Origin of the sequence: Chryseobacterium sp. 3008163, from assembly GCF_003669035.1 — a bacterium.
GTDB lineage: Bacteria > Bacteroidota > Bacteroidia > Flavobacteriales > Weeksellaceae > Chryseobacterium.
This window is the reverse complement of sequence record NZ_CP033070.1, coordinates 4095523-4120034: the sequence shown is the minus strand read 5'-3', so window position 1 is coordinate 4120034 and position 24512 is coordinate 4095523. Positions and strand designations below refer to the sequence as shown.

At 33.1% G+C, this 24512-nt stretch carries 25 protein-coding genes, 4 tRNA genes and 2 pseudogenes; 14 read left to right on the top strand and 17 right to left on the bottom strand.

Annotation, left to right across the window (positions count from 1 at the left end; translation table 11 throughout):
- Positions 1–6 precede the first annotated feature (6 nt).
- From EAG08_RS19075 to recQ, 4 genes are all read right to left on the bottom strand, one after another.
- Positions 7–1092, bottom strand: coding sequence for a glycosyltransferase (locus EAG08_RS19075; protein ID WP_129536821.1), 1086 nt, complete (start codon positions 1090–1092; stop codon positions 7–9).
- A gap of 77 nt (positions 1093–1169) precedes the next feature.
- Positions 1170–1490: a hypothetical protein gene (locus tag EAG08_RS19070; protein ID WP_129536820.1), complete on the bottom strand. Its 321-nt coding sequence runs from the start codon at positions 1488–1490 to the stop codon at positions 1170–1172.
- Positions 1478–1726 carry a hypothetical protein gene (locus EAG08_RS19065; RefSeq protein ID WP_129536819.1) on the bottom strand — a complete coding sequence of 83 codons (249 nt, stop codon included), beginning with the start codon at positions 1724–1726 and terminating at the stop codon, positions 1478–1480. The genes EAG08_RS19070 and EAG08_RS19065 overlap by 13 nt, the downstream gene beginning before the upstream one ends.
- Positions 1727–1744: 18 nt before the next feature.
- A complete protein-coding gene (gene recQ / locus EAG08_RS19060; protein WP_129536818.1) occupies positions 1745–3949 on the bottom strand; it encodes a DNA helicase RecQ in 2205 nt (734 codons plus the stop codon).
- Positions 3950–4107: 158 nt separating this feature from the next.
- On the opposite strand from recQ, the gene EAG08_RS19055 reads away from it, so the two are divergent.
- The 7 genes from EAG08_RS19055 to EAG08_RS19025 all read left to right on the top strand — a co-directional run bounded on the left by EAG08_RS19055 (position 4108) and on the right by EAG08_RS19025 (position 11140).
- Positions 4108–5067: an SIS domain-containing protein gene (locus EAG08_RS19055; RefSeq protein WP_129536817.1), complete on the top strand. Its 960-nt coding sequence runs from the start codon at positions 4108–4110 to the stop codon at positions 5065–5067.
- Positions 5068–5222: 155 nt separating this feature from the next.
- On the top strand, positions 5223–6044 hold the full coding sequence (gene tatC, locus EAG08_RS19050; RefSeq protein WP_185145171.1) for a twin-arginine translocase subunit TatC: 822 nt from the start codon (positions 5223–5225) through the stop codon (positions 6042–6044).
- Between the two features lie 181 nt (positions 6045–6225).
- On the top strand, positions 6226–6444 hold the full coding sequence (locus EAG08_RS19045; protein ID WP_129536816.1) for a hypothetical protein: 219 nt from the start codon (positions 6226–6228) through the stop codon (positions 6442–6444).
- A gap of 26 nt (positions 6445–6470) precedes the next feature.
- A complete protein-coding gene (locus EAG08_RS19040; RefSeq protein ID WP_129536815.1) occupies positions 6471–6779 on the top strand; it encodes a hypothetical protein in 309 nt (102 codons plus the stop codon).
- Between the two features lie 142 nt (positions 6780–6921).
- A complete protein-coding gene (locus tag EAG08_RS19035; protein WP_129536814.1) occupies positions 6922–8550 on the top strand; it encodes a M1 family metallopeptidase in 1629 nt (542 codons plus the stop codon).
- A gap of 28 nt (positions 8551–8578) precedes the next feature.
- Positions 8579–9166: a hypothetical protein gene (locus EAG08_RS19030; RefSeq protein ID WP_129536813.1), complete on the top strand. Its 588-nt coding sequence runs from the start codon at positions 8579–8581 to the stop codon at positions 9164–9166.
- Positions 9167–9283: 117 nt separating this feature from the next.
- Complete coding sequence (locus EAG08_RS19025) at positions 9284–11140, top strand: peptidase M61 (RefSeq protein ID WP_129536812.1); 1857 nt, start codon at positions 9284–9286, stop codon at positions 11138–11140.
- Between the two features lie 98 nt (positions 11141–11238).
- Here the strand turns inward: EAG08_RS19025 and EAG08_RS19020 are convergent.
- The 6 genes and pseudogenes from EAG08_RS19020 to EAG08_RS18995 all read right to left on the bottom strand — a co-directional run bounded on the left by EAG08_RS19020 (position 11239) and on the right by EAG08_RS18995 (position 17197).
- Positions 11239–12134 (bottom strand): annotated as a pseudogene (locus EAG08_RS19020) (GLPGLI family protein).
- Between the two features lies 1 nt (position 12135).
- Complete coding sequence (locus EAG08_RS19015) at positions 12136–12963, bottom strand: GLPGLI family protein (protein WP_129536811.1); 828 nt, start codon at positions 12961–12963, stop codon at positions 12136–12138.
- A gap of 8 nt (positions 12964–12971) precedes the next feature.
- Positions 12972–14849 (bottom strand): M56 family metallopeptidase, encoded by a 1878-nt coding sequence (locus EAG08_RS19010; RefSeq protein ID WP_129536810.1) that lies wholly within the window; start codon positions 14847–14849, stop codon positions 12972–12974.
- 31 nt (positions 14850–14880) lie between these two features.
- Positions 14881–16077, bottom strand: coding sequence for a hypothetical protein (locus EAG08_RS19005; RefSeq protein WP_129536809.1), 1197 nt, complete (start codon positions 16075–16077; stop codon positions 14881–14883).
- 151 nt (positions 16078–16228) lie between these two features.
- Positions 16229–16831, bottom strand: coding sequence for a hypothetical protein (locus tag EAG08_RS19000; RefSeq protein ID WP_129536808.1), 603 nt, complete (start codon positions 16829–16831; stop codon positions 16229–16231).
- Position 16832: 1 nt separating this feature from the next.
- Positions 16833–17197 (bottom strand): annotated as a pseudogene (locus EAG08_RS18995) (BlaI/MecI/CopY family transcriptional regulator).
- A 322-nt stretch (positions 17198–17519) separates the two neighbouring features.
- Here EAG08_RS18995 and EAG08_RS18990 point away from each other — a divergent pair.
- Entirely contained in the window at positions 17520–17819 is a 300-nt protein-coding gene (locus tag EAG08_RS18990) for a hypothetical protein (RefSeq protein WP_129536807.1), read from the top strand.
- Positions 17820–17848: 29 nt separating this feature from the next.
- Positions 17849–18088: a hypothetical protein gene (locus EAG08_RS18985; protein ID WP_129536806.1), complete on the top strand. Its 240-nt coding sequence runs from the start codon at positions 17849–17851 to the stop codon at positions 18086–18088.
- A 60-nt stretch (positions 18089–18148) separates the two neighbouring features.
- On the opposite strand, the gene EAG08_RS18980 is transcribed toward EAG08_RS18985, so the two are convergent.
- From EAG08_RS18980 to EAG08_RS18960, 5 genes are all read right to left on the bottom strand, one after another.
- Positions 18149–18547 carry a hypothetical protein gene (locus EAG08_RS18980; RefSeq protein WP_129536805.1) on the bottom strand — a complete coding sequence of 133 codons (399 nt, stop codon included), beginning with the start codon at positions 18545–18547 and terminating at the stop codon, positions 18149–18151.
- 245 nt (positions 18548–18792) lie between these two features.
- Positions 18793–18868, bottom strand: a tRNA-Met gene (locus EAG08_RS18975).
- Between the two features lie 39 nt (positions 18869–18907).
- A tRNA-Met gene (locus EAG08_RS18970) sits at positions 18908–18980 on the bottom strand.
- 39 nt (positions 18981–19019) lie between these two features.
- Positions 19020–19092: transfer RNA gene (locus EAG08_RS18965), tRNA-Met, on the bottom strand.
- Positions 19093–19132: 40 nt separating this feature from the next.
- Positions 19133–19205: transfer RNA gene (locus tag EAG08_RS18960), tRNA-Met, on the bottom strand.
- A gap of 100 nt (positions 19206–19305) precedes the next feature.
- On the opposite strand from EAG08_RS18960, the gene EAG08_RS18955 reads away from it, so the two are divergent.
- Genes EAG08_RS18955 through EAG08_RS18935 form a run of 5 tightly spaced genes read left to right on the top strand, consistent with a single transcriptional unit; the run spans position 19306 to position 22647 of the window.
- Entirely contained in the window at positions 19306–19917 is a 612-nt protein-coding gene (locus EAG08_RS18955) for an L-threonylcarbamoyladenylate synthase (protein WP_129536804.1), read from the top strand.
- A gap of 15 nt (positions 19918–19932) precedes the next feature.
- Entirely contained in the window at positions 19933–20634 is a 702-nt protein-coding gene (locus EAG08_RS18950; RefSeq protein ID WP_129536803.1) for a CPBP family intramembrane glutamic endopeptidase, read from the top strand.
- A 48-nt stretch (positions 20635–20682) separates the two neighbouring features.
- Positions 20683–21441, top strand: a complete 759-nt coding sequence (gene yaaA, locus EAG08_RS18945) for a peroxide stress protein YaaA (protein WP_129536802.1) — start codon at positions 20683–20685, stop codon at positions 21439–21441.
- The gene (gene prmC, locus EAG08_RS18940; RefSeq protein WP_129536801.1) at positions 21442–22293 is read left to right on the top strand and encodes a peptide chain release factor N(5)-glutamine methyltransferase; all 852 of its coding nucleotides are present in this window, start codon (positions 21442–21444) and stop codon (positions 22291–22293) included.
- 6 nt (positions 22294–22299) lie between these two features.
- The gene (locus tag EAG08_RS18935) at positions 22300–22647 is read left to right on the top strand and encodes a DUF4180 domain-containing protein (RefSeq protein ID WP_129536800.1); all 348 of its coding nucleotides are present in this window, start codon (positions 22300–22302) and stop codon (positions 22645–22647) included.
- Positions 22648–22658: 11 nt separating this feature from the next.
- Here EAG08_RS18935 and EAG08_RS18930 read toward each other — a convergent pair whose 3' ends face one another.
- Entirely contained in the window at positions 22659–23624 is a 966-nt protein-coding gene (locus tag EAG08_RS18930) for an NAD-dependent epimerase/dehydratase family protein (protein WP_129536799.1), read from the bottom strand.
- Positions 23621–24406: an SDR family NAD(P)-dependent oxidoreductase gene (locus tag EAG08_RS18925; protein WP_129536798.1), complete on the bottom strand. Its 786-nt coding sequence runs from the start codon at positions 24404–24406 to the stop codon at positions 23621–23623. The genes EAG08_RS18930 and EAG08_RS18925 overlap by 4 nt, the downstream gene beginning before the upstream one ends.
- Between the last annotated feature and the right edge of the window lie 106 nt (positions 24407–24512).

Genomic DNA, 24512 nt, shown 5'->3' with positions numbered 1-24512 from the left:
AGATTATTATCTCTTCATTAAATCCAACAAAACCTTTTCATAATTATTCAGAATAATCTCCTTAGAAAATCTAGATTTTATAGAATTCTTAATGGCATCTTGATCATACGACTGATGTAAAATCTGCATAATTTTTTGTGAAAAGTTTTCATGATTTTCAATATCAGAAATTTCGCCATTGGTGTTATGCTGAATGATTTCATTAATTCCGCCAGGGCAATTATTGGCCAAAGAATATGTCCCACAAGCGCCGGCCTCTAATAAAACATTAGGAAATCCTTCGTATCGTGATGAAAGAATAAAAAGATCGGCATATTTCAAAAATTCATACGGATTCTCTTGTCTTCCATGGAAAACCACGTTTTTTAAGCCTAAAAAATCTTTCATCTGATGAAGAATTTCACGATCTTTTCCGTCACCTAAAATATGCAGAATAATTTTTTCGTTTTTTAACCTTGAAAAAACTTTCAGTAAATTATCAAAACCTTTTCTGGCAGATAAATTACCGATTGCTACAACGTTTTTATAATTGTATTTAAAACTCTCAGGCTTACGGGAAACCTTCAATTTTTCATCAATAAAATCGAAGTCGACAGGATTATTAATTTTAATAATTTTTGAACGGTTGATTTTAAAATTATCAATCAAATCATTCATCATATCATCACTTTGTGCGATAATCTGCTGATAATTATTATAGAAATTGTAGAAAAATTTAATCTCTTTTTTTGTTACGTGCTGCGAAACAACATTGGTTTCTCTGGCAATGAATTTGACCTTTGGAAAAAGCTTAATAAATAACGACAGATATGCATTTACTTCACCAAATCCCGAAAACACAATATCTGGTTTTCTGCGGTAAATTTCTTTTAAAATAGGCTTTAATGAATGTCTAATTCTTTCCGTATCGATATCAATAATTTCCACATCTTTTTTAAGAAAATCAAGATAACCACCTTGTTTGCGAAGAAGCAAAATCTTAGGCTCAAAACGATCTCGGGAGAGATGATTTGCGATGGTGGTAACGATTCTTTCTGCGCCTCCGGTTTCGAGATCCGGCAGAATAAATATGACAGAAATTTTCTTGTTCATTATATAGTTAGTTTGAAAAAATCTTTCAGTTTAAAAGTATTTTTTCTCGTCAAAAAGCTAACTTAATTAGCAATTTTTTACATTAATTCAGGAAACTCAAAATGATTGTTCATCATATGATTAATTAAAAACTGATGGTCTCTCTCATCGAAAAATATGTACCACGTCGTTTGGTTGTTAGCTTTATATTTTAAGAATTTACTTCCAAATTTTTCGAGTTTCTTAGGCGTTTTTGTAACATTGAATTTAAAATCATTATTCATCACAAAAAGAATGATTTCCTGAACATATGATTTTGCATCTTCTTTAAATCCAAAATAATTTTGCTCGTATAAAGTATCTATCAATTTTGCAAGATAGAATTCAACATCACTCGAAAAAATAATTATTTTTTCCAAGGCAATGATTCGATATGCGCGTACACTCTTTTCATTAATTCTTCGCCGGAAATTCCCATAGCAAATTTTTCATCAAAATCATCTTTCGCAACATATTCAGCTTGAGCTTCTGCAACTACTCCATTTGAAATCATTCTATTTTTGATTTCTAGCAGTTCTGCAATTTCTTCCAACTCATCCATTTCTTTTATCCACTGAATGAGCTCTTTTTTTGCTTCTATAATTGGATTTCCCATTTAATTTTATCTAAAAAATTAATTTGCAACGTCGCTAATGAATTTAATTCTGAGCATTCTCACTTCTTCATCAGAAAGTTCATCACCAAACTCATCCAGCAAGACTTTCATGCTATCGCTTTCAGATTCTGTCATAAATTCCATGAACTCATCTACGATATCTTCATCAAAATTCTCTTCAATATAGTAATCGATATTCAGCTTTGTACCTTGATAAACGATACGTTCCATTTCTTTCAACAAATCATTCATTGAGAGATTTTTGGCTCTTGCAATATCTTCAAGGTCAATCTTTTTATCTGTACTTTGAATGATGAAAACTTTGTGACTTGATTTATTCGCCACATTTTTCAAGACCATATCCTGAGTACGCTCTATACTATTGTCCTCAACATACTTAGAGATAAAATCAGCGAATTCTTTACCGTATTTTTTTGCCTTTCCTTCTCCGACACCATACACTTTTGCAATTTCTTCAAGAGTGATCGGGTATTGAACGGTCATATCTTCCAAACTCGGATCCATGAAAACCGTGTAGGGAGGAATTCCATGTTTTTTGGCAACTTTCTTTCTTAATTCTTTTAATAAGCCAAACAAATTCTGGTCAAGACTTCCGTTCGCCTGCATCTGCACCTGATCGCTGTCTGCTTTGGTTTGCGACAAATCAAACTCACGATCTTCGGCAATCAGGAAAGATTCTTTGAATTTTCCATTGATAACTTCATGACCTTTAGGCGAGATTTTTAAAACACCGTACGTTTCAATATCTTTCAATAAAAAATTCTGTACTGTTGCCTGTCTTAAAATTGTTTTCCAATAATTATCTTTTTCATCTTTTCCGAAGCCGAAAAACGAAGTTTGCTCGAGTTTATAAGACTTTGTAACGGCATTTTCTTTGCCGACAATTGCAGAAATCAAATCTTTTGACTTAAATTTTTCTTTAGTCGTATCAATTAATTCTAAAACTTTTTCTAAATCTTTGGTTGCATCTTTCAGCTTGGGTGGATTTGATGCATTGTCACACATCTTGGCTCCAGCTCCCGTCACAGGGTCGAAAATTTCACCAAAATAATATAATATATATTGTCTTCTGCTCATGGAAGTTTCGGCGTAACCTACTACTTCATTTAAAAGCTGTAATCCGATCTCTCTTTCAGATACAGGCTTTTGAGCCAAGAATTTCTCTAATTTTTCAATATCCTTAGGATCATAAAATGCCAAACAGTGACCTTCTCCTCCATCACGACCTGCACGACCGGTTTCCTGATAGTAACTTTCCAGAGATTTCGGGAAATCATAGTGAATCACGAAACGAACATCCGGCTTATCAATCCCCATCCCAAAGGCGATGGTTGCAACGATAACGTCTGCTTCTTCCATCAGGAATTTATCCTGATTCGTCACTCTTACTTTTTGGTCTAAACCCGCGTGATATGGAAGTGCATTAACACCATTAACCTGTAAAAGCTGGGCAAATTCCTCTACTTTTCTTCGGCTCAGACAGTAAACAATTCCTGATTTACCCTTATGTTTATTGATAAATTTTACAATTTCTTTATCAACATTTACTTTTGGACGAACTTCGTAGTATAAATTAGCTCTGTTAAAACTTTCTTTAAAAACCAAAGCATCCGTCATGCCCAAAGTTTTCTGGATATCATCCTGAACCTTCGGCGTCGCAGTTGCGGTAAGAGCAATAACCGGGACATCTGCAATCTTATCAATGATCGATTTTAAGTTTCTGTATTCAGGTCTGAAATCGTGTCCCCATTCTGAGATACAGTGCGCTTCGTCAATCGCAACAAATGAGATCTTTACATCTCTGAAAAATTCCAGATACTCTTCTTTGATCAGAGATTCCGGAGCTACGTATAATAGTTTGGTTTTCCCGCTTTTTATATCGTCAAAAACCTGTTTGGTCTGAGTTTTGTTAAGAGAAGAATTAAGAACATGGGCTACTCCATTTTCAGATGAAAGACCATTGACGGCATCCACCTGATTTTTCATTAAAGCAATCAATGGTGAAACCACAATCGCAGTTCCTTCTGAAATAAGGGCGGGAAGTTGATAACACAAAGATTTGCCACCTCCTGTCGGCATCAAGACAAAAATGTCTTTGCCTTGCAACAGCTCCTCAATAATAAGTTCCTGCTGACCTTTGAAAGTAGAAAATCCGAAGTATTTCTTTAACTCGCCTGATAAATTGGCTTTTTTTGCGCTCATCTAATTTTGTATTGCTAAATTTGCATCTAACCCAAAGTTATAACATTTTTACTGAAAATAAAAGTAAAGAGATTTATTAAAAATAAAACCAGCATTAAATATTCTTAAATGATACGGTTTTCCTTTGGCGCATTTTAGATACAAATCATACCGGAAAAATGGATACATCAAATATTATTTCAATCGCTAAGAGCACGTTAGCAATCGAAATTGCTGAATTAGAAAAATTAAAAAACAGAATCGACGAAGAGTTTGTAAAGGCTGTGAAAATCATTCACTCTGCACAAGGAAAATTAATCGTTGTAGGAATCGGAAAATCTGCTCACGTTGGAAATAAAATTGTTGCTACATTAAATTCTACAGGTACTCCTTCACAGTTTTTGCACGCTTCTGAAGCCATTCACGGTGATTTGGGAGTTATTCAGAAGCAGGATGTTGTGTTGTGCATTTCAAATTCGGGGAATTCTCCTGAAATCATTAATTTGGTAGCTTATCTTAAAGACTATTCTTCTGCATTGATAGGAATGACGGGAAACAAAAAAAGTAAATTGGCAGAATATTCTGATGTAATTCTGGATACTCATGTTGATTTGGAAGCTTGTCCGAATAAATTGGCTCCAACAAGTTCAACTACTCTGCAGATGGCTTTGGGAGACGCTTTGGCGGTTTCTTTGATGGAATTAAATGATTTTAGAGAAAATGACTTTGCTAAATTTCATCCGGGTGGAAGTTTGGGTAAAAATCTTACGGCGAGAGTTGAGCAGTTTGTTTCTTCACAAAAACCTCAGGTTACCGAAGAATCTTCAATCAAAGATGTGATTATTTCAATTAGCGCTTCGAGTCATGGGATTACAGTTGTAACTAATGAAGAAAAAATTCTCGGTGTAATTACAGATGGAGATTTGCGAAGAATGTTATTAAATGGCGATGATATTTCAAAAGTTTTAGCCAAAGATATCATGTCCGGAAATCCTAAGAGTATTGAAAAAGATGCTTTGGCAAAAGAAGCCATGAAAATTTTAAAAGACAACAATATCGGTCAGCTGATTGTTACATACAACGGTCAGTATTTCGGTATTATTGATATTCATAAGCTATTAGATGAGGGAATTAATTAGGTAAAGGTTGAGGCTGATATTAAGGTTGAGAAGAAAGTCAATTGAATGAGAAAATTTCAAAAAGTTAATTTTAAATATTGAATGCATAACTTCCAGTTTTCTTCATCCAACTCCCCGCTTTTTTTCATAAATTTGAAAACATTAAAAAAAAATCTGTGAGTGAAGGTAAAGACATGTCCTTTTTCGGACATATTGGTGAACTGCGAGGGCATCTTATCCGTTCAATAATCGCTATTATTATTGCCGCTTTTGTAGTTGGTTTTAATATCAACTGGATTATGGATCACGTTTTTTTCGGGCCGACCAGAAATGATTTTCCTACTTTTAAAATTGTTAATCATTTTTCAAGAATGGTTTTGGGTGAAGATAGTATTACTTTACCTAAAGAATTCCCTGTACGTGTGCAGAGATTATATCAGCAGTTTAATGTAATGATGGCCGTTTCTATTTTTGGTGGTTTGGTGATTGGTTTCCCTTATATTGTTTGGGAATTGTGGAGATTTATCAGTCCGGCTTTGCATCCTAACGAAAGAAAAAACTCAATATTTATCATCAATTCTGTCTGGATTCTTTTCATGATGGGCGTTTTGTGCGGTTACTTTTTAATTTTACCATTTGCGGTTAATTTCGGAGTTATTTTTAAAATTTCCGACATTATTATTCCACTTTACGATTTGAGTGATTACACCACTTTGTTTCTACAGGTTGTTTTAGGAATGGGTGTTGTATTTCTTTTCCCTGTTTTAATTTACTTTTTAACGACAATCGGAATTTTGAACCCGGCTTTCATGAAAAAATACCGTAGACATGCGATTGTTTTGATTATGGTAGTTGCAGCAATCATTACTCCGGCAGATGTTTTGAGCATGATGATGGCGGCTTTACCGTTACTTTTCTTGTATGAATTCAGTATTTTAATGTGTGCTTATACGTATAGAAAAGTGCAGAAGAGAGAAGCGAAATTGCCTGTAGTTTAGAAATAGGTTGAGGCTAAAGCTGAAATTAATAATATAGGGGCGGCGGAAAAATCTTTGATTTTTCCGCCGCTTTGTTTTCTGGATCAAATGAAATTTACTTTCAGAAACTTTTAATTTATCGTTTGCAAATATGTATTTTAGAAATACTTAAATTTAAAGCTCATCATATCATGTTTTCAAAATGAATAAATATTTAAAAGGATGTTTAATTGCACTTTCGATATGCATATTCTTTATCGGACTGATTGTGGGTTGGTTTTGGTGGTCAATGGAAACCAGCCATAAAAGAGCAGAAGAAGACGGCATCAAATACTCGAAAGAATGTGATACGATTACTACGATCACAGAAAAGCCAAGCATAACGCTGGGTCAGTTTAGAAAAATGAAATTACTGAATTAAAGTTTTATTTAATTCGAAATAATAGATTGATAAAAGATACAACTGTAGAGTACACAATTACAGAACCCGATAATTATTTAAGTACAAACATCCCATTTGAGAATTTTAAAAAGTCAGACATTATTATCGTAAAAACTAAAAATAAGATTTACTTTACCATATCGGGGTTTCATCATTATGCTTACTTGCATTACGGAATGTTCGGTTACGTGGGAAGCCACGACTGCAGATTTGCTGATGGAAATTATATTGTTAATGGAAGAACACAAAATGGCACTTTGTTGAAGACAGAGGGTAAAAGTGAAAAGCCGTTACCTCTTTTAAATAAAAATTAGAGACTCTAAACTTAAAATAATCATTTTTAGCTTAAAAATTGAAAGTATTCATTAAAATAATTTACTTTCTGCATTTTTTTATACTTTTTTATTCAATTGATTTTAAATTTTATATTTTTGAAGACATCAAATTTCACAACTTATGAATAAACTCTCCTACTCGATTTTGTTGGCTTCCGGATTGGCTTTCGGTCAATTTTTTGAACAAAATAAGAAGTTCACCAAACAAGATACTTTAAAAGGTTCAAATACAGGATTCAGAAATTTTTGGGATGTCAAAAAATATGAATTGTCTGTAGAGCCAGATTTCGAACAAAAAAGCATTAAAGGAAACAATAAAATCAGTTTTGAAATTCTTAAAGATGTCCTGAATCCTGTTTTTCAGATTGATCTTCAAAAACCAATGAAGGCTGATAAAATTGAATGTAATTTCCCAACTATTGACGGCTTTAAAAGAGATGGAGATTTTATATTCATTTCATCTAAGAAAAATTTCAAAAAGGGAGAAAAATATACCATAGACATCACGTACTCCGGAAATCCTACGATTGCCAAAAATGCACCCTGGGATGGCGGTTGGGTTTTCACCAAAGATGAAAAAGGCAATCCTTGGATGAGCGTTGCAGATGAAGGGATTGGCGCATCTGTCTGGCTTCCCGTAAAAGATATCTGGAGTGACGAGCCTGAAAACGGAATCGTGATGAAAATTATCACTCCATCAGATTTAGTTGGAATTGGTAATGGAAGATTGAAAGATAAAAAAACAGAAAACGGAAAAAACATTTTCATTTGGGAAGTTAAAAACCCAATCAATGCCTACTCTATCATTCCAAATATTGGTAAATATGTGAATTTTAAAGATTCTTATGCCGGAGAAAAAGGAAAACTAGATCTTGATTATTGGGTGATTGATTATAATTTAGACCGGGCAAAAAAACAGTTTCAGCAGGTAAAACCGATGTTAAAAGCCTTTGAACACTGGTTCGGGCCTTATCCTTTTTATGAAGATTCTTACAAGCTTGTTGACTCGCCTTATTTGGGAATGGAGCATCAGAGCAATATTGCCTACGGAAATCAATATGTGAACGGATATTTGGGAAATGATCTTTCAGGAACCGGCGTCGGATTAAACTGGGATTATATTATCGTTCACGAAAGTGGTCATGAATGGTTTGCCAATAATATTACAGCAAAAGATCAGGCTGACATGTGGATCCACGAGAGTTTTACGATGTACTCTGAAGTGTTGTTTACGGAAGATTATATGGATAAAAAATCTGCAGATATCTATGCTCAGGGAATTCAGAATAATATTGCCAACGACGTTCCGATTATCGGAAAATATGGTGTAAGAAATGAAGGAAGCGGTGATATGTACCCGAAAGGCGCAAGCATGATTCACACGATGCGACAAATCATGAATGATGATGTGAAATTCAGACAGATTCTGAGAGGTTTAAATAAAGATTTTTATCATCAAACGGTCACCACAGAGCAGATTGAAAAATACATCTCGGAGAAAGCAGGAATTGATTTTTTGACTGTTTTTGATCAGTACTTAAGAACCACAAAAGTTCCGGTTTTAGAATATTCTCAAAATGGCAAAGAACTGAAATACCGTTTTACAAATACCGTGAAAAATCTCAATCTTCCTGTAAGATTTGGTGAACAAACAATTTCTCCAAGTGAGTCTTGGCAGAAAATCACACTTAAAAGTAGCCAGCCGGTTGAGTTTAATAAGAATTACTATTTGAAGTACAATAAAGTGTAGTGATAAATTCCAATAATAAAAAATCAATATGAACATTTCTCAGCAAAAAGAAGAAGAATATATTGAAAGCATAGATTCTAATTTTGTAGGAAGAAAAATTCAAAAAGTTTTTTATGAAGAAATCAACTACGAAATTGATTCTGAATTTTGGGAACATTCACAAAACATTCATTCTATTGATATGAATGTAATATTTCAACTTGACAATGGTAAGTTATTGCAAATAAAATGGGATAATGAATTTCGTTGTTACGGAATTGGATTTGAAGAACTGTCTGAAATAAGATTTAGAGAAGGTTTTAAAACTATTGATGTTACAGCAAATCAAAATTGGATTAATAAAATCAATAGAGAAATCTCTTCAGTTGAAGTTTATTGGGAAAAGATTGAAAACCAGGAATATCACTCATTTTTAACAATATACATCCCAAAAGGCAGAAAGAAAATCACTCGATTGCCAATGACGTGGAGAATCGACATTCAAGAAGAAAGTCTTTGGATTTCAGCATTTGAAATAACAGAATCTGAAAACAATTATTATACAGATCATTTAACCGTATTGTTCAAAAAGGAAGATGTTGAAAAATATTCTCTTATGAATGCTCGTGAAATATAATAACATCATTTGATTATAATGCATGAATGAGATTTAACAAAAATTTATATCTAATATTTTCAACCCTATGTAACAAAATCAATTTTCCATCAACTACTTATCTATAAAATAAACCTAATGAAAAAAATAGCACTTAGCTTAGGAATTCTTGCAGCAGCTTTTGTTAATGCACAGTCGATTAAAACCAACATAGATTTGGTCAACGTGAAAGACGATAAAGTAGCAGTAACAATGGAATTTCCGAAAATGAAATCCGGAGATGTGAAATTTCACTTTCCTAAAACCGTTCCCGGAACGTATTCTGTGGATGATTACGGAAGATTCATCGAAGGAATTAAATTTTTAGATAATAAAGGAAAAGAATTGGCTTTCACAAAAGTTAATGACAATACCTACTCGCTGAAAAATGCTCAGGCATTAAGCAAAATTACGTATTTGGTGAATGACAGTTTTGATGAAGAAAACGAAACAGAAAAGCACAAAGCGGTATTTTCGCCTTCAGGAACTGACATTGAAGCAGGAAAAATTTTCATGATCAATACCCACGGTTTTGTAGGATATATCGATAATATGCAGGATGTGCCTTATCAATTAGTTATTCAGAAACCAAATGATTTTTATGGAACAACAGCTTTGGTAGATCAGGATAAATCTGAAGCTACTGATACTTTTACTTTAGCAAATTATGCTAAACTGACAGATTCTCCATTAATGTACTCTAAGCCTGATTTTATTACGTTCAATGCCGGCGGAATGGATCTGGTTTTGGGAGTTTACTCACCGACCGGAAAGTATAAAGCTGCAGATTTTAAAGAAAATTTAGAGAAAATGGTTGTTGCTCAAAAGAAATTTTTGGGAGACATGAATACCAACAAAAAATATGCGATCATGCTTTATCTTGCAGGAACAGAAGGTCCGCAGATTAAAGGTTTTGGAGCTTTGGAACATCATGAATCAACGAGCGTAGTACTTCACGAAATGATGCCGAAAGAAGCCATTGATGAATCGATTGTAGATGTAGTATCTCACGAGTTTTTCCATACGGTGAATCCTTTGAAAACACATTCTGAAGAAATTCATTATTTCAATTATGCGGATCCTAAAATGTCTCAGCACCTCTGGATGTATGAAGGCGGAACTGAATATTTTGCTAATTTGTTCCAGATTCAGGAAGGTTTGATTACAAAAGATCAGTTTCTTCAGAGAATGAGTGACAAAATCAAAAATTCAAAAAGCTACAATGACACCATGCCGTTTACGGTAATGAGTAAAAACATTCTACAGGATCAATATAAAGATCAGTACAGAAACGTGTATGAAAAAGGAACGCTTTTGACGATGTGTCTGGATATTGAACTGAGAAAATTGTCTAACGGTGAAATGGGCTACCGTGATATGATCAGAAAATTGTCTCAAAGGTTTGGTGAAAATAAACCTTTTAAAGATGATAAACTTATTGACGAATTGGTAACCATCACAGGATATCCGCAGGTAAAAGATTTTTACAACAAATATATTGCAGGAAGCCAGCCAACGCCTTATGCAGAATATCTGGCGCAAGTGGGTGTAGAAATCAACAAGCAGGAAACTCCACCACTTTTCTGGATGATAAAAGATCCGAGCCAAACAGGATATAATGACAAAAATAATACTTTTGTGTTTGACGAAAACTCAGCGCTGTCGCCATTCGCAAAAAGTATCGGATTTAAAATTACTGATGAAGTCGTTGCTTTGGACGGGAAAACAATCAACATTCAAAACGTACAAGAGTTTATTAATTATTCTAAAACCATCAAAGACGGACAAAATGTAACGGTGACTATTCTTCGTAAAAACGGTGACAAAAGTGATAAAATTGATCTTAAAGGAAAAGCAATTTTAGATAAAATGACTGTAGAAACGCTTCAATTTAAAGCAAATCCTACCCCAGCAGAACTCAAACTTCAAAACCAGTGGCTGACAGGTAAAAAATAAAACTAAAAATGCGGTGAAAATTTTCACCGCATTTTTTCTTTAAAGATGATCAAAATTAATTTCCCCGGTCCCTAAAGGGTGTAATTTTGATGATTATTTTATTTATACAAATCCGGTTCGATAGAATTGTTATTCTTTTTGAAACCTTCTTTTGCCTTCTTCTCCATTTCTCTGAAAACCTGATTCGGGTCTGAAATTTCCTTACCATCTGCGGTTTTTGTTTTAAAAACAACTCGGTTAGTTTCTGTATTTTTCATCATCATCTCTCGCATATTTTTCGTTGGGTCGTTTACATAGGCTTTCCAGACTTTTTTAAACTGACTTTTACTTGCTTCAATATCTTTTCCGCCCATTCCGTACAACTGAATTCCCTGAGGCAGATCAAGTTCTTTATCTGCAGCAATTTCGATTGTTTTATTTCCAACCAAAGTCATAGAATGCGAACCTGTTTTATCTTCAATTTTCACAATTAAACCTGGCAATCCGTAAAATTTATAAGGCCCATCCTGAAAAGGTAAATCTGTGGAAAACCAAGCCGTCCATTCTCTACCTCCAAAATTGGTTGTTGCTTTTGAGCGTTATAAGCTCCTACTTTTTGTTTGTCCGGAAGAATTTTCCATTCCAGTTTTTTGTCTTCTTCAATTTTATAGCTGTCTGAGGAAACTCTGGTGAAAAGATAAGTTTTGAAATCAGGATATTGTTTGGTTACTTTGTAAGAAACCTGTCCCGGCTTATCAGTTCTGTTGATGCTGATATTATTCGGACTTAATTTTAATTGTCTTTCTAAATCGGCTCTTGAAGTAGAATCGGCCAAAAACTTTTGCTGACTGTAATAGTTTGATCCCTTTTTATCGATATCCAAAAGCATCATTTCCGTAATCACATTTGCCTTATCCGTAGAATCCGGAATAAATTTATAATCATAGAAAAAACGGTTTTGTGCAAAAATGCTGCATCCAATGATTAGAAATAAAGTAGTAAGTATTTTTTTCATTTTATTTGGTTTTGTTAAGTTCAATTCTGTTATTATCCTTTTTCATCCTTGCCTTCAAACGTTCTTCCTGATCTTTCATGTGCTTGTTTTGTCCTTCTTTCATAATCATCGTCATGCCACCCATCTGCATTTGCTGAAGACCTTTTGTAGGATCAGTCTCATATTCTTTTACCAATTTATTATATTGTTTAGAATTAACTGAAATTTCTTTAGCTCCGAAAACATCTTCCGGGAGCGAACTGATATTTTTCACAGCCTGCAAAGTAAAACGATGAGATTGGGTTTTATCTTCCAGCTTTACTATTAATCCGGGAAGTCCATGAAATTTGTAGGGTCCGTCCTGAATCGGAATATCTGTCGTAAACCATGCATACCAATGTCTTCCTCCAAAATTGGCTTCTGCTTTTTGGGCTGTCCACTCACCCATTTTCAATTTTTCAGAAGTGATTTTCCACACAATCGGTCTTTCTTCCGACACTTTATACTGATCCATCAAAATTCTATTGTGTAAGAAAACCTCATACTTAGGATATTTTTTGGTAACTGAATATCTCACTAACCCTTTTCGCATATCAGATTTAATGTTGATTGCACCTGTTGCCGCCAGTTGTTTTTCCATATCAATCTTTGCGATAGAATCTGAATGATAAACCGTGTAACTGTAAAATTTTGATCCAGATTCTGAAACATCCAGATTCATTAATTCATTTTTTACATCAGAAACGTTGGTAGAATCCGGGATAAATTGATAGTCGTAAGTAAAACGTTTGTTTTGTGCGCTGGAAAATATGACGATGAGCAATAAGCTGAAAGTGATTATTAATTTCATTTTAAAATTTATTTTGTAGAAAATTCTACTTTATCAAGTTTTGAGAAACCTCTATCTCCGTAGGGAGTTCTGTACATTTTCACAGATTTAAACGGAGCTTTTGCAGAAGCAATATCTTTTCTAAAAACGTCGTCTTCAAAACTTTTCATGTATTTTTTCAGCTCTTCTTTTGTGAATTCTTTTCCGTCAACAAAAAATCTTCCATCTCTGAGAGGCATCATCATCACGCTTGCTTTTACAGGATCTTTTCTATCATCCTTTGTTATTGATTGATCTTCATTTTTAACGTAAGAAACAATTGCATCATATTTGAAAATAATCATATTTTCTTTTCTGGCTTCAAACTCCTTTTCTGATTTAATTTTAAGTCTTTCAGCATCAGTTCTTAGTTCTTTAATTTCAGTTTGAGTTAGAGGATTTTTATCATAATCTCGTCCTTTTTTGAAATCTAAATTTTTGGTTACTTCGTTTCCCTTTTTATCAAGTGCTTCTTCAACGACTTTTCTTGCTTTTGCTGTTTCTAAAACTGATTGTCTAAGATTTTCTCTTTCTTGATCAGTAGATATCATTTTAGTCATATACAAAAACATATCGTTACCCACCTTATTCTCCCTCATCAGTTTGTTTCGTACAGCACTAGAAAGTTGATCGCTATTTTTGGCAGCACTGTAAATCATCACTTTAATATCATCATTTTTAGGCGCTGAGTGGCTGAAAATATAATTGGGTGTTTCTATGTTCTCATCAAAAAAATCAATAAAAACATCTTTGCTTACTTTCTTACCTTCCACAAGAAATATATCGCTTTCATCTGCATCTTTCAATCGGTTTTCCCAAGAATTTTCTACACTGCTAGTGATTTTCAGGTTTGAAATAGTGTTTGGAACTTTAGGCAACTGTGGTTTAATGGTATCTTTAATTATTTCAACTGAAATATTTTCAGTATTCGGTTGAACTTCTGTATCATTTTTAATTTCTAATGATTGAACTATTTTTTCAACATCATGATTAACCTTTTCTATTTCCTTATTTTTCGCATTCACCATATAAGCGAAAGCGACAGTAAATAAAACCGGCAATGCTGAAATTCTGCGCGCATATCCGAATTTTGTCTTTGGTTTTTGAATCATTTTGAGTCTTTTTTTAAGGTTTGAACTGAGAAACGGATTGGTCGCAGGCAACTGATTCCCGGAAAAGTGACTTGCTAAAAGCATCTGCGCAAATGCTTTGGTATCCGACTGTCTGACGGCTTTATTGTCCGCCAGATATTCGTGAATTAAATTAATTTCTTTTTTAATTAAATAAAAAAATGGGTTGAACCAGAAAACAGCGGTAATGATTTCAATAAAAATTTTATCATACGAATGTTTCTGTTCGATGTGTACCATTTCATGCTTTAAAATCTGCTTTCCGATATCTGAATTGAGGATAATCGTATTCTTCCAGAATAGATTTTTAAAATAAGAAAAAGGTGCTTCTGAAAGATTGGTCTGGTAAAAATTGATTCCTTCAAAATTTTCTTTCTGAAATTGAGTTTTAAAACGAATAATTTTAAAAATTCCAAATAGTAGTTTTAACAATAATATGATTGCAATTCCTATAATTCCAAAGTTGATATATTCCCAGTAATTGATTCCATCATTTGTGTTTTTAGAATCTGTAAAGCTTTGAAATTTATTGAGTAATACAAAAACTTGATCACTGAATTCGATTGTGAAATATTCGATTTTCAGCAATGGCAAAATCAGGGAAACCACAACCAAAAATAAAAGATAAAATCGGTTGTAATGATGGAATGTTTTGTCTTTCAGAGCAATCTGATAATACAGAAACATCACGCCAGAACAAATGATAACTTTTCCGAGATAGAAAATGAGAGTTTCCATAGTGATCGAAGTTTTTGGTGTAGGTTAAATTTTAATCTTTCGTTTCTTTCTTTGTATTAATAATGATTTCACCTTCAGTTTTGTCATTGAGATTATTTCTTTTGACAGTCATATCACGGATACTGCTAGATTTTAGCATACCAAATTCTTCTTTTGAGGCTTCTTTTCCGTCAATGATATATTTAATGTTTTCAGTGGCGTCTTTACCATTAATATATAATTTAGAGTTTTCACCTGTGACAGATTGCAAATTATTAAATCCTTGAGCTTTTAAAGATTTTGCAATAACGGCTGCATGTTTTCTTGCCTTATCCGACGGTGTATATGTGGAAGTTACTCTATATTTTGTATCAGGTTTTGCGTGTGCATCAACTGAAATCATCCAAGGATTACCTACCGGTATTTGTTCTTTTACAATTTCTGCCTGCTTTCTTGAAATCTCAGCTTGTTTTCTTGCTAACTCAGCTTTTTCTTTTGACAATTTTTCAAGTTTTCTTTGATCTTTTTTAGATAAAACAAAGGGCTTCACCTCAGTATATTTTGCTAATCCTGTGTATCCTCGAGCTACTATAGGAGGAGTTATAGGCGTTGGCGGTGTTGGAAAATTACTATCAGAATAATCATTTTTTCCTTCAAAAATTTCGATAAGTCTATCATCAAGTATTTTCTTCGATTTTTTGTATCCTTCACCTTCATGATTACTCATATCAATGGTCTTGCCTCTATTCTCATTCAGTTTAAAAGTATAATTTTTACCATCGGGAAAAATAGTTCTAAATTCTATATCATTAAAAATTACTTTACCATCTTTTTCTACTATTATCCTGTCAGCAATTCTATCCATTTCACCAGAAAGCTGTTTCAATTCTTTAGCTTTTAATTCAAATTCATAGCTATTATCACCTTTTTCTTTGGCGATTTTTTTCAATTCTGCGGCTTTTTCTTTTGACTTTTCGCTTAAAGTTTTCAGCTTTTCAGACTGAATCTTTAATTGTTCATTCGCTTTAGAAATTTTAGTTTCTTGCCTTTCTACAATCTGATCGATATTGTTTTTAGGAGAAATGGTATCTTTTTTAATCTCAGAAACTGCTTTCTCTATTTCAATATTGGTTTCTGCAATTTCTTTGTTTTTTGCGTTCACCATATAAGCGAAAGCAACTGTAAATAACACCGGTAATGCAAAAATTCTACGCGCATAACCGAATTTGGTTTGTGGTTTTTGTAACATTTTAAGTCTTTTTTAAGGTTTGAACTTAGAAACGGACTGGTCGCAGGCAACTCTTTTCCGGAAAAGTGGCTTGCTAATAGCATCTGCGCAAATGCTTTGGTGTCCGATTGTTTGACGGCCTTTTTATCAGCCAGATATTCGTGAATTAAGCTTATTTCTTTTTGATAACATGAAAGAACGGATTGAACCAGAAGATTGCAGTGATGATTTCGATGAAAATCTTGTCATACGAATGTTTCTGCTCAATGTGAACCATTTCATGCTTTAAAATCTGCTTTCCGATATCTGAATTGATGACAATCGTATTCTTCCAAAAGAGATTTCTGAAATATGAAAATGGGGCTTCTGAAAGGTTGGTCTGATAGAAATTGACCCCTTCGAAAGTTTCTTTTTGAAACTGCTTTTTAAATTGGTTTATTTTTAAAACTCCGTAAATCAGTTTTCCTAAAAAATAGAAAGACACCAATCCCAAAGCTGAAAAAACAATTCTAAAATAAATGTAATCATAATCCGCTGTTTTGTTTGTATTTAAATTCTGTATCTTACTAATGAGCAAATAAATGTCATTGCTCACTTCAATCGTAAAATCTTCTACTCTTACTAAAGGAAGAAAAATGGAGACAACCATTGCAAACAATAAGTAAAATCTATTGTAATGATGAAACGTCTTGTCTTTAAGAGACAACTGATAATACAAAAACATTACACCCGAGCAGATGATTACTTTTCCGAAATATAAAATCAGTGCTTCCATATTAGTCTTTCTTTTTGAGTTCGTTGAGTAACATTTCAAGATCTTCAACAGTCATTTCGTTTTTTCAACCAAAAAAGAAACGGCACTTTTGTAAGAACCTTTAAAGTAATTTTTCACCAGACTTTTCATTGTCTTCCCGGAATATTGCTCTTTAGAAACCAAAGGAAAATATTCGTGCTGCCTTCCATATATATTATAATCAACAAATTCTTTTTCTTTCAAAACCTTTAAAATGGTAGAAACTGTATTGGTATGAGGTTTCGGCTCCGGGAAAAGGTCAAGCACATCCTTTAGAAAACCTTTTTCGAGTTTCCATAAATATTGCATTACCTGTTCTTCTGCTTTTGTTAAGTTTTGAATCTTCATAGCTTTCGTTATCTTATTTTTACCGGAGATTTCAATATCACTAGTAAATTAGTTATACAAATGTAGAAATTAAATTCATCTGAACAACTATTTTTTTAGTGATAAACTTTTAATTTGTTTAAAATGCTGATTTTCAGCGTTATATTTTTTATTAAAATATGTTAAATTTTTAATAGAGGTTATTTTATGACTAAATATTTAGCATCAATCAACTTCATAAAGTTATAAATTCATAAAACTTGTTAAAATTTATTAAATAAAATTAAAATCTACTTGCTTAAACTGAGAAAATATATTTATTTTAGTGCTTTAAAAATTTCTCATGAAAAGATATAATCTACTAACTGTTTTATTATTATTTATTTTTAGCTTAACATCGGCTCAGGTGTCATCAGTTTTCGGCTCAGTGACCGAGGCTAAATCAAAAATCGAAGCTACGGTTCCTGTCGTCGTAGAACATTTAAAAAAAATCAGTGAAAAACAAGGAAACACAACTGTTCTGGACAATGGAAAAGTTGCTTTGAAAAACGAATACGATAAAGTATCTCAAGAATTTGATCTTTATAAAGGAAATATGGCAAGCTGTATCTTAGGAAAATCTAAGCTTACTAAAAATGTCTGAACTATCACACACAATATTTCAGAAACACATTGGGGATTTACGAAAACTACATCAATTACGTTACTAAAAAGAACGGATACTTAGGAGTAGCAGATGACAGCGTAAAGCTAGATTTCAAACCAACAGAAATCGCTTCAAAAATTGACAAAGATTTCTCAGGAGCTGTAGGCGCTGTGAAAAAAATGAAAGGAAATAACAAATCGACTTACTTCGACCAGTTAAAATCTGATGATTATAAACTTCAGAATTTCAGTACTCTGGTTAACTAAATAATGAATCCCGCTTCTACGAAGCGGGATTTTTTTTGCAAGTATATTTTTGTACGTAAACTAACTTACGATGTATTCTGATATTACAGGTTGATTTTTAACGTCATCCCAGGTCAATTTCCAATCTTCTTTCACGTTCATATCAATTTTCTGGTCTTTCATTTCTGCAACATATCTTACGTTAAAAGCAATATCAAACTGGCTGTTGGCATTTTCTGTAATCTTAATATCAGAAACATGATGCCTTGTATTGGCTAAAAGATGGTTTTTAGATGCTGTGAACCAATTGCTAAATCCTTCATGCCCGGTAAACAAATCATTCCCTGGGAACTTCATTTTTACATCTTCAGACAAATATTGGAGGAAGAAGCTGTTTTCATCTAATCGGTCAAAATGTTCAAACCATTTTTTCATAAACGATTCAATCTTTTCGACATTTGCTTGTTGTAAATTTTCCATAAATCTTTTATTTGAATTATTATTTTTGAACTCTTTAAAATTTTAGTTTCAAACCTGTTTAACAATTTCAAGTTATTTTAATTCGTATTTAAGTTAAATACAAGCTAAAACTTTACCATTGAAGTTATTAAAATTAATCAAATTTTTACAAATCCCTACCTAAACAATAAATTCTTGATTTAATGAAGAAATTACTCCTTAATTATCAACACAAAAAAGGAGAACTACTTTCGTAATTCTCCTATTGGTAGCGGGAACCGGACTCGAACCGATGACCTTCGGGTTATGAGCCCGACGAGCTACCTACTGCTCCATCCCGCGGTGTATCTTTAGAGTGCTTACCGAAAGCACTTAACTTAGTAGCGGGAACCGGACTCGAACCGATGACCTTCGGGTTATGAGCCCGACGAGCTACCTACTGCTCCATCCCGCGGTGTATCTTTAGAGTGTTTACCGAAAACACTTAACTTAGTAGCGGGAACCGGACTCGAACCGATGACCTTCGGGTTATGAGCCCGACGAGCTACCTACTGCTCCATCCCGCGGTGTATCTTTAGAGTGCTTACCGAAAGCACTTAAACTTAGTAGCGGGAACCGGACTCGAACCGATGACCTCCGGGTTATGAGCCCGACGAGCTACCTACTGCTCTATCCCGCGATATTGGATTGCAAATGTACGAATATATTTTAACATTGCAAGGATTTCTTTTAAATAGAGCATTTTCGCTCAATAATTTAAATATTTGTATCTTTGTTATATGGCAAAAATACTAAGAATTTATCCCGATAACCCTCAGGAAAACCTTATCAATGAGGTGATTAAAACCCTGAATAATGGCGGACTGATTATTTATCCGTCTGATACTGTTTATGCATTGGGCTGCAATATTTTTGATATTAAAGCCATGGAAAAGCTCGCTCAGATTAAAAAACAGAAACTTGATAAAGCAAAATTCTCGATTATCTGTAATGATCTCAGCCATCTTTCTGATTTTACAAGACCCATCGATACTTCAGTTTTCAGGTTTTTGAAGAGCCATCTTCCAGGTCCTTTCACTTTTATTTTAGAAGCTAATAAAGCACTGCCTTTAGCTTATAAAAATCACAAAACAGTTGGTATCAGAGTTCCGGATCATCCGATTCCTCAATTGATTGTTGAAAAGCTGGGACATCCGATTGCATCAACATCGATAAAAGATGATGATGAAATCATTGAATATTCTACAGACCCCGAATTGATTGCTGAGAAATATGATCATTTAGTGGATATTGTAATTGATTCCGGATATGGTGACAATGTTGCTTCTACAATTGTAGATTTGACATCAGGCGAGCCAGAAATAATCAGACAAGGAAAAGGAGAAATTTAGAAGCATTCTTACAATATGAGTCTCAACGGAAAATACGCTGTAGGCACTGCACTTACTTTTGTGCTGCTTGCTTTGTCAATGCTTTATTCAATTCCTTTAATCAATTTATTTTTCAATTTTAAAACTTTAACTGCTGAACTCTTTTTCTACAACAGGCTGTCTCTCTGGTTGGTTTTAATTCTTGTATTGCTTTATAATTTTTTCATAGAAAACAGATCATTCTTTGCTTGGGAAGACAAAAAGCATTCTTTTACATTTTATATTTCTGCGATTATTTCTCTGTATTTGATTTGTGCATTTGGTGGAGGGTTATTGAATGCAATCATCATGACTTTGACGGATGAAAAAATCAGCGCTCGATTGGTGCAGTTGAGTTCTGTTTTCAAAAACAATTATTTTCTTATCGTTTTCACATGTTTGACGGCAGCGGTGATTGAAGAATTATTGATGCGGGCTTACATTCAGCCAAGAATTGAAAAAATTTACAATAGCCCTGTTTTGGGAGTTGTGGTTTCTGCATTATTATTCGGAATTCTTCACAGTACATACGGAACCATTGCTCAGGTAGTAGTTCCTTTTTTTATCGGAATTATATTTGCGATGTTTTATAAATTATATTCCAATATTAAAATTTTAATCATCACTCATTTTCTGTTTGACTTTGTTTCTTTAATGTTGATGAATTTGATTGATTTTAAACAGTTATCATTCTTTTAAAGAACCTCATTTTAATAAAGCTCATTACTATTAAAACATATATTAAATATGAAAATCGTAACATCACCTGCAAAATTGATGAACACAGAAAACTCAACAGATTTCTTGAGAAGCACCAGCCCGAAATTCATTGAAGAAGCGGAATTCATCCATTCTTTTTTAAAACATAAATCTCCAAAATATCTTTCTGAACTGATGGAAATCTCGCCAAAACTGGCAGATGAAAACTGGGAAAGAAATCAAAAATGGAAAGCAAAACCCAGCGCAAAAGAATCTGCTCCAGCAATGTTTGCCTTTACAGGAGAAGTTTACAGAGGATTAGATGCGAAAACTTTAGATAAAAAAGCAATAGATTATCTTCAGAAAAATTACAGAATACTTTCCGGATTGTATGGTTTGCTTAAACCTTCCGACAAGGTAATGTTGTATCGACTGGAAATGGGAAGACCATTTGAATTTGATGAATACAAAAATCTCTACAGCTTCTGGACTGAAAAAGTGACAGAACAGCTTAATTCTGAAATGAAAAAGAACGAACCTCTTCTCTTTTTATGCAGCAATGAGTACGGAAAAGTGATCGACCGAAAAAAGCTCAACCACAAAGTCATTGATTTTGAGTTTTATGAATTGAGAGAAGGAAAACTCAAAACCATCGTAGTTTATACAAAACATGCGAGAGGTTTGGTCGTTAGATTCTGTGCAGAAACTCAAGCTAAAACATTGAATGATGTAAAGGCGTTCAACTATGAAGGTTACAGAATTGACGAAGAAAAATCTACGGATACTAAATTGGTTTTTACAAGATAAATGACAATTTCAGAATTAAAAAAATACTTTAAAACGGAACTTTCAGAATTGTATACAGATTCTGAAACAGACTTTCTATATTCAGTTTTTGTTGAAAAAAATTTAGGTTTAAATCAAATTCAACAAAGGATGATGTCTGATCAGAAATTATCAGATGTCAACGAAAATCAGTTTCAAAATATTCTTTCTGAATTAAAAACTAGAAAACCTTATCAGCATATTCTAGGTGAAACTGAATTTTACGGAATGGCTTTTTTTGTGAATGAAAATGTACTGGTTCCTCGTCCGGAAACGGAAGAATTGTTGGAAATGGCAATTCAGAAAATTCAAAGTTCAGATTTTGATGTTCAGGGTTTAAAAATTTTAGACATTGGAACCGGAAGCGGTATTATTCCTTTGGTTTTAAAGAAACATTTTCCAAATGCTGAGATTTCGTCAATTGATTTTTCGGAAAAGGCTTTGGAAGTTGCGAAAAGAAATGCAGAATTTCATCAGCTCGAAGTTAATTTTATTCATGCAGATTATTTGAATTTTAATTTGAATGAAAATTATGATATAATTATTTCAAATCCACCATATATTGGGATTGAGGAAGAAATAGAAATTGAAGATTCTGTAAAGGGTTTTGAACCTACAATGGCTCTTTTTTCGCCAACATCAGACGATTTGATTTTTTACAGAAAGATTGCAGAAGATTCAATAAAATATTTAAATAAAAACGGATTATTGTTCTTGGAAATCAATCAGAAATTAGGTGAGGAAACTTTAGAATTATATCAAAATATTCTCTCAAATACCGAATTGATTAAAGATTTAAGCGGAAATGATCGTTTTATTTTCGCCATAAAATAAAGTAAGATGGAAATTAAAAGCCACAAATTTCATGATATTAATATTGCTGAAATAATTTCAGATGAATTGATTATTAAATCAGAACAGGACGGTTTAGATCTTTTGGGAAACCTATATTATCAGGGGTTTGACAAGATTATTCTCTATGAGAAAAATATCATCTCTGAATTTTTTGATCTCAGAACAGGCCTTGCCGGAGAAATTTTACAAAAATTTTCCAATTACAGAATGAGTCTTACCATTGTAGGAAATTTTGAAAAATATCAAAGTAAAAGTCTAAAACAATTTATTCTCGAAAGCAATAAAACTCAGCATATTAATTTTGTCGAAAATTTAGATAATGCTCTGAAGTAATTTAAATATAATTATTTTCTTGTTTCAAAAAATGTAATAGCATCTGAAATTGCTCTTTTTGTTGGCAAATAAGTCATATCCAAATCTTTAACTGATTTTTGATTTGTGTAGTAATTATCAATCCTGAGCGCCTTCATATTAGATGAGCTTAAATTGGTTTTAATTTTAAAAAATCTCATAAAATCGCCCAATAATCCAAGAGCAAATAATACAAAATCAGGAATTGGTAATACAACAGATTTTTGATTGGCCGCTGTGCATACTTTTTCAAAAAATGCTCTGTATTTTAAATTTTCATTGGCAAGAAGATATTTTTCGCCATTTTTTCCTTTATTTATGGCATTCACGATTCCTTTTGCTACATCTTCTACGTGCACAAAATTCTTTCCGCCTTTGGGATAGAAAATTAGTTTTTTCTTCCAAACCCAAAATATTATTTTCCCTGAACTTGGTTTATAATCTAAAGAACCCAGCATAAAAGTGGGATTTATAATAATCACATCTGTAGTTTTATTATTTTGTAACAGGCTATTTTCTGCTTCTAATTTACTTTTAGCATAAAAAGACTGGCTAAAAGGATATTTTTGAATAGAATTTTCATCTCCCAAAGATTCTAAACTACCAAATCCTAAAGTATTTGCAGTGCTTACAAATAAAAATTTTTCAACCTTTTTTTCAACCACCTGAGAAAATAAATTTATCGTTGCATCATAATTTATCTGCTTGTAATGTTGATAAGAAATCAAGTTTTGACTTGTTTCAGCCGCAATATGGATCACAAATTGTACCTTTTCGAGATAAGATGAGACATCAGAAAACAAATCTCCTTCTATCAATTTTAAGTTTTCATTTTCTTCACCAGAATAACTGCTTTTCTTACGCACCAAAGCAAAAACAAAATAACCATTTTTCAATAATTTAATGACAACATGAGCTCCTAAAAAGCCGGTAGCACCGGTCACAAAAACTTTTTTCATGCTTCTATTTCTTTTCTGATTGCATTGGTCATCAAAGGAAGCCTGATCCAGATGGGTAAAATTTTTAAAATTAACCAACTGTAAGGATTAACCATGATAACCGAATCTTTTTTAAACAACTGATTAATGCAGTAAAAAGCGACTTTATTTGGATCAAGAAGCGTTAATCTTCCTAAAAAGCCTTGTTTTTCAATTCTGTTACAGACATCTGCATTCGTTTTCATGGCGCCGGGATTCACCACACTTACAAAAACATTAGTATGCTTCAACTCCTCATACAAACCTCTTGTAAAGGAATGAATAAAGGTTTTGGAAGCCGGATAAACCGTCTTGAAACCGATAGGTGAAAAGGCAGCCATGCTCGAAACATTCAAAATGTAAGATTGGGGCTGTTTTAATAAATTGGGAAGTAGTTGATGTGTAATTAGCGATGTCGCCATTACATTTACCTGCAAAATAGTATTGATATATTGAGAACTGGCTTCCGTGAATTTTTTGGTTCCGCCTAATCCTGCATTATTGATTAAAATATGAATTTCGAAAGATTCGTTTATCCAGTCTGTCAGTTTGATGACATTATCATTTATAGAAAGATCAACTTCATAATAATGTGTTTTCACTTGGTAAGTTTCTGCAATCTTATGACTCAATTCTTTCAGATTCTGACCGGGAAGGCTTATCAGAATAATATTGATATGCTTTTTAGCCAGATTTTCAACAAATGCTTTACCTAATCCTTGACTTGCACCGGTAACAACTGCGTATGATTCTTTCGTTTTCATAGAGAAATTTTCTGCTACAAAACTAGAATCTGACTGCCGTTTTAATGTTCTGATCTATCTGAAAGAACACATTTAAACAAAATAATAACTCACTAAAAATCAATTA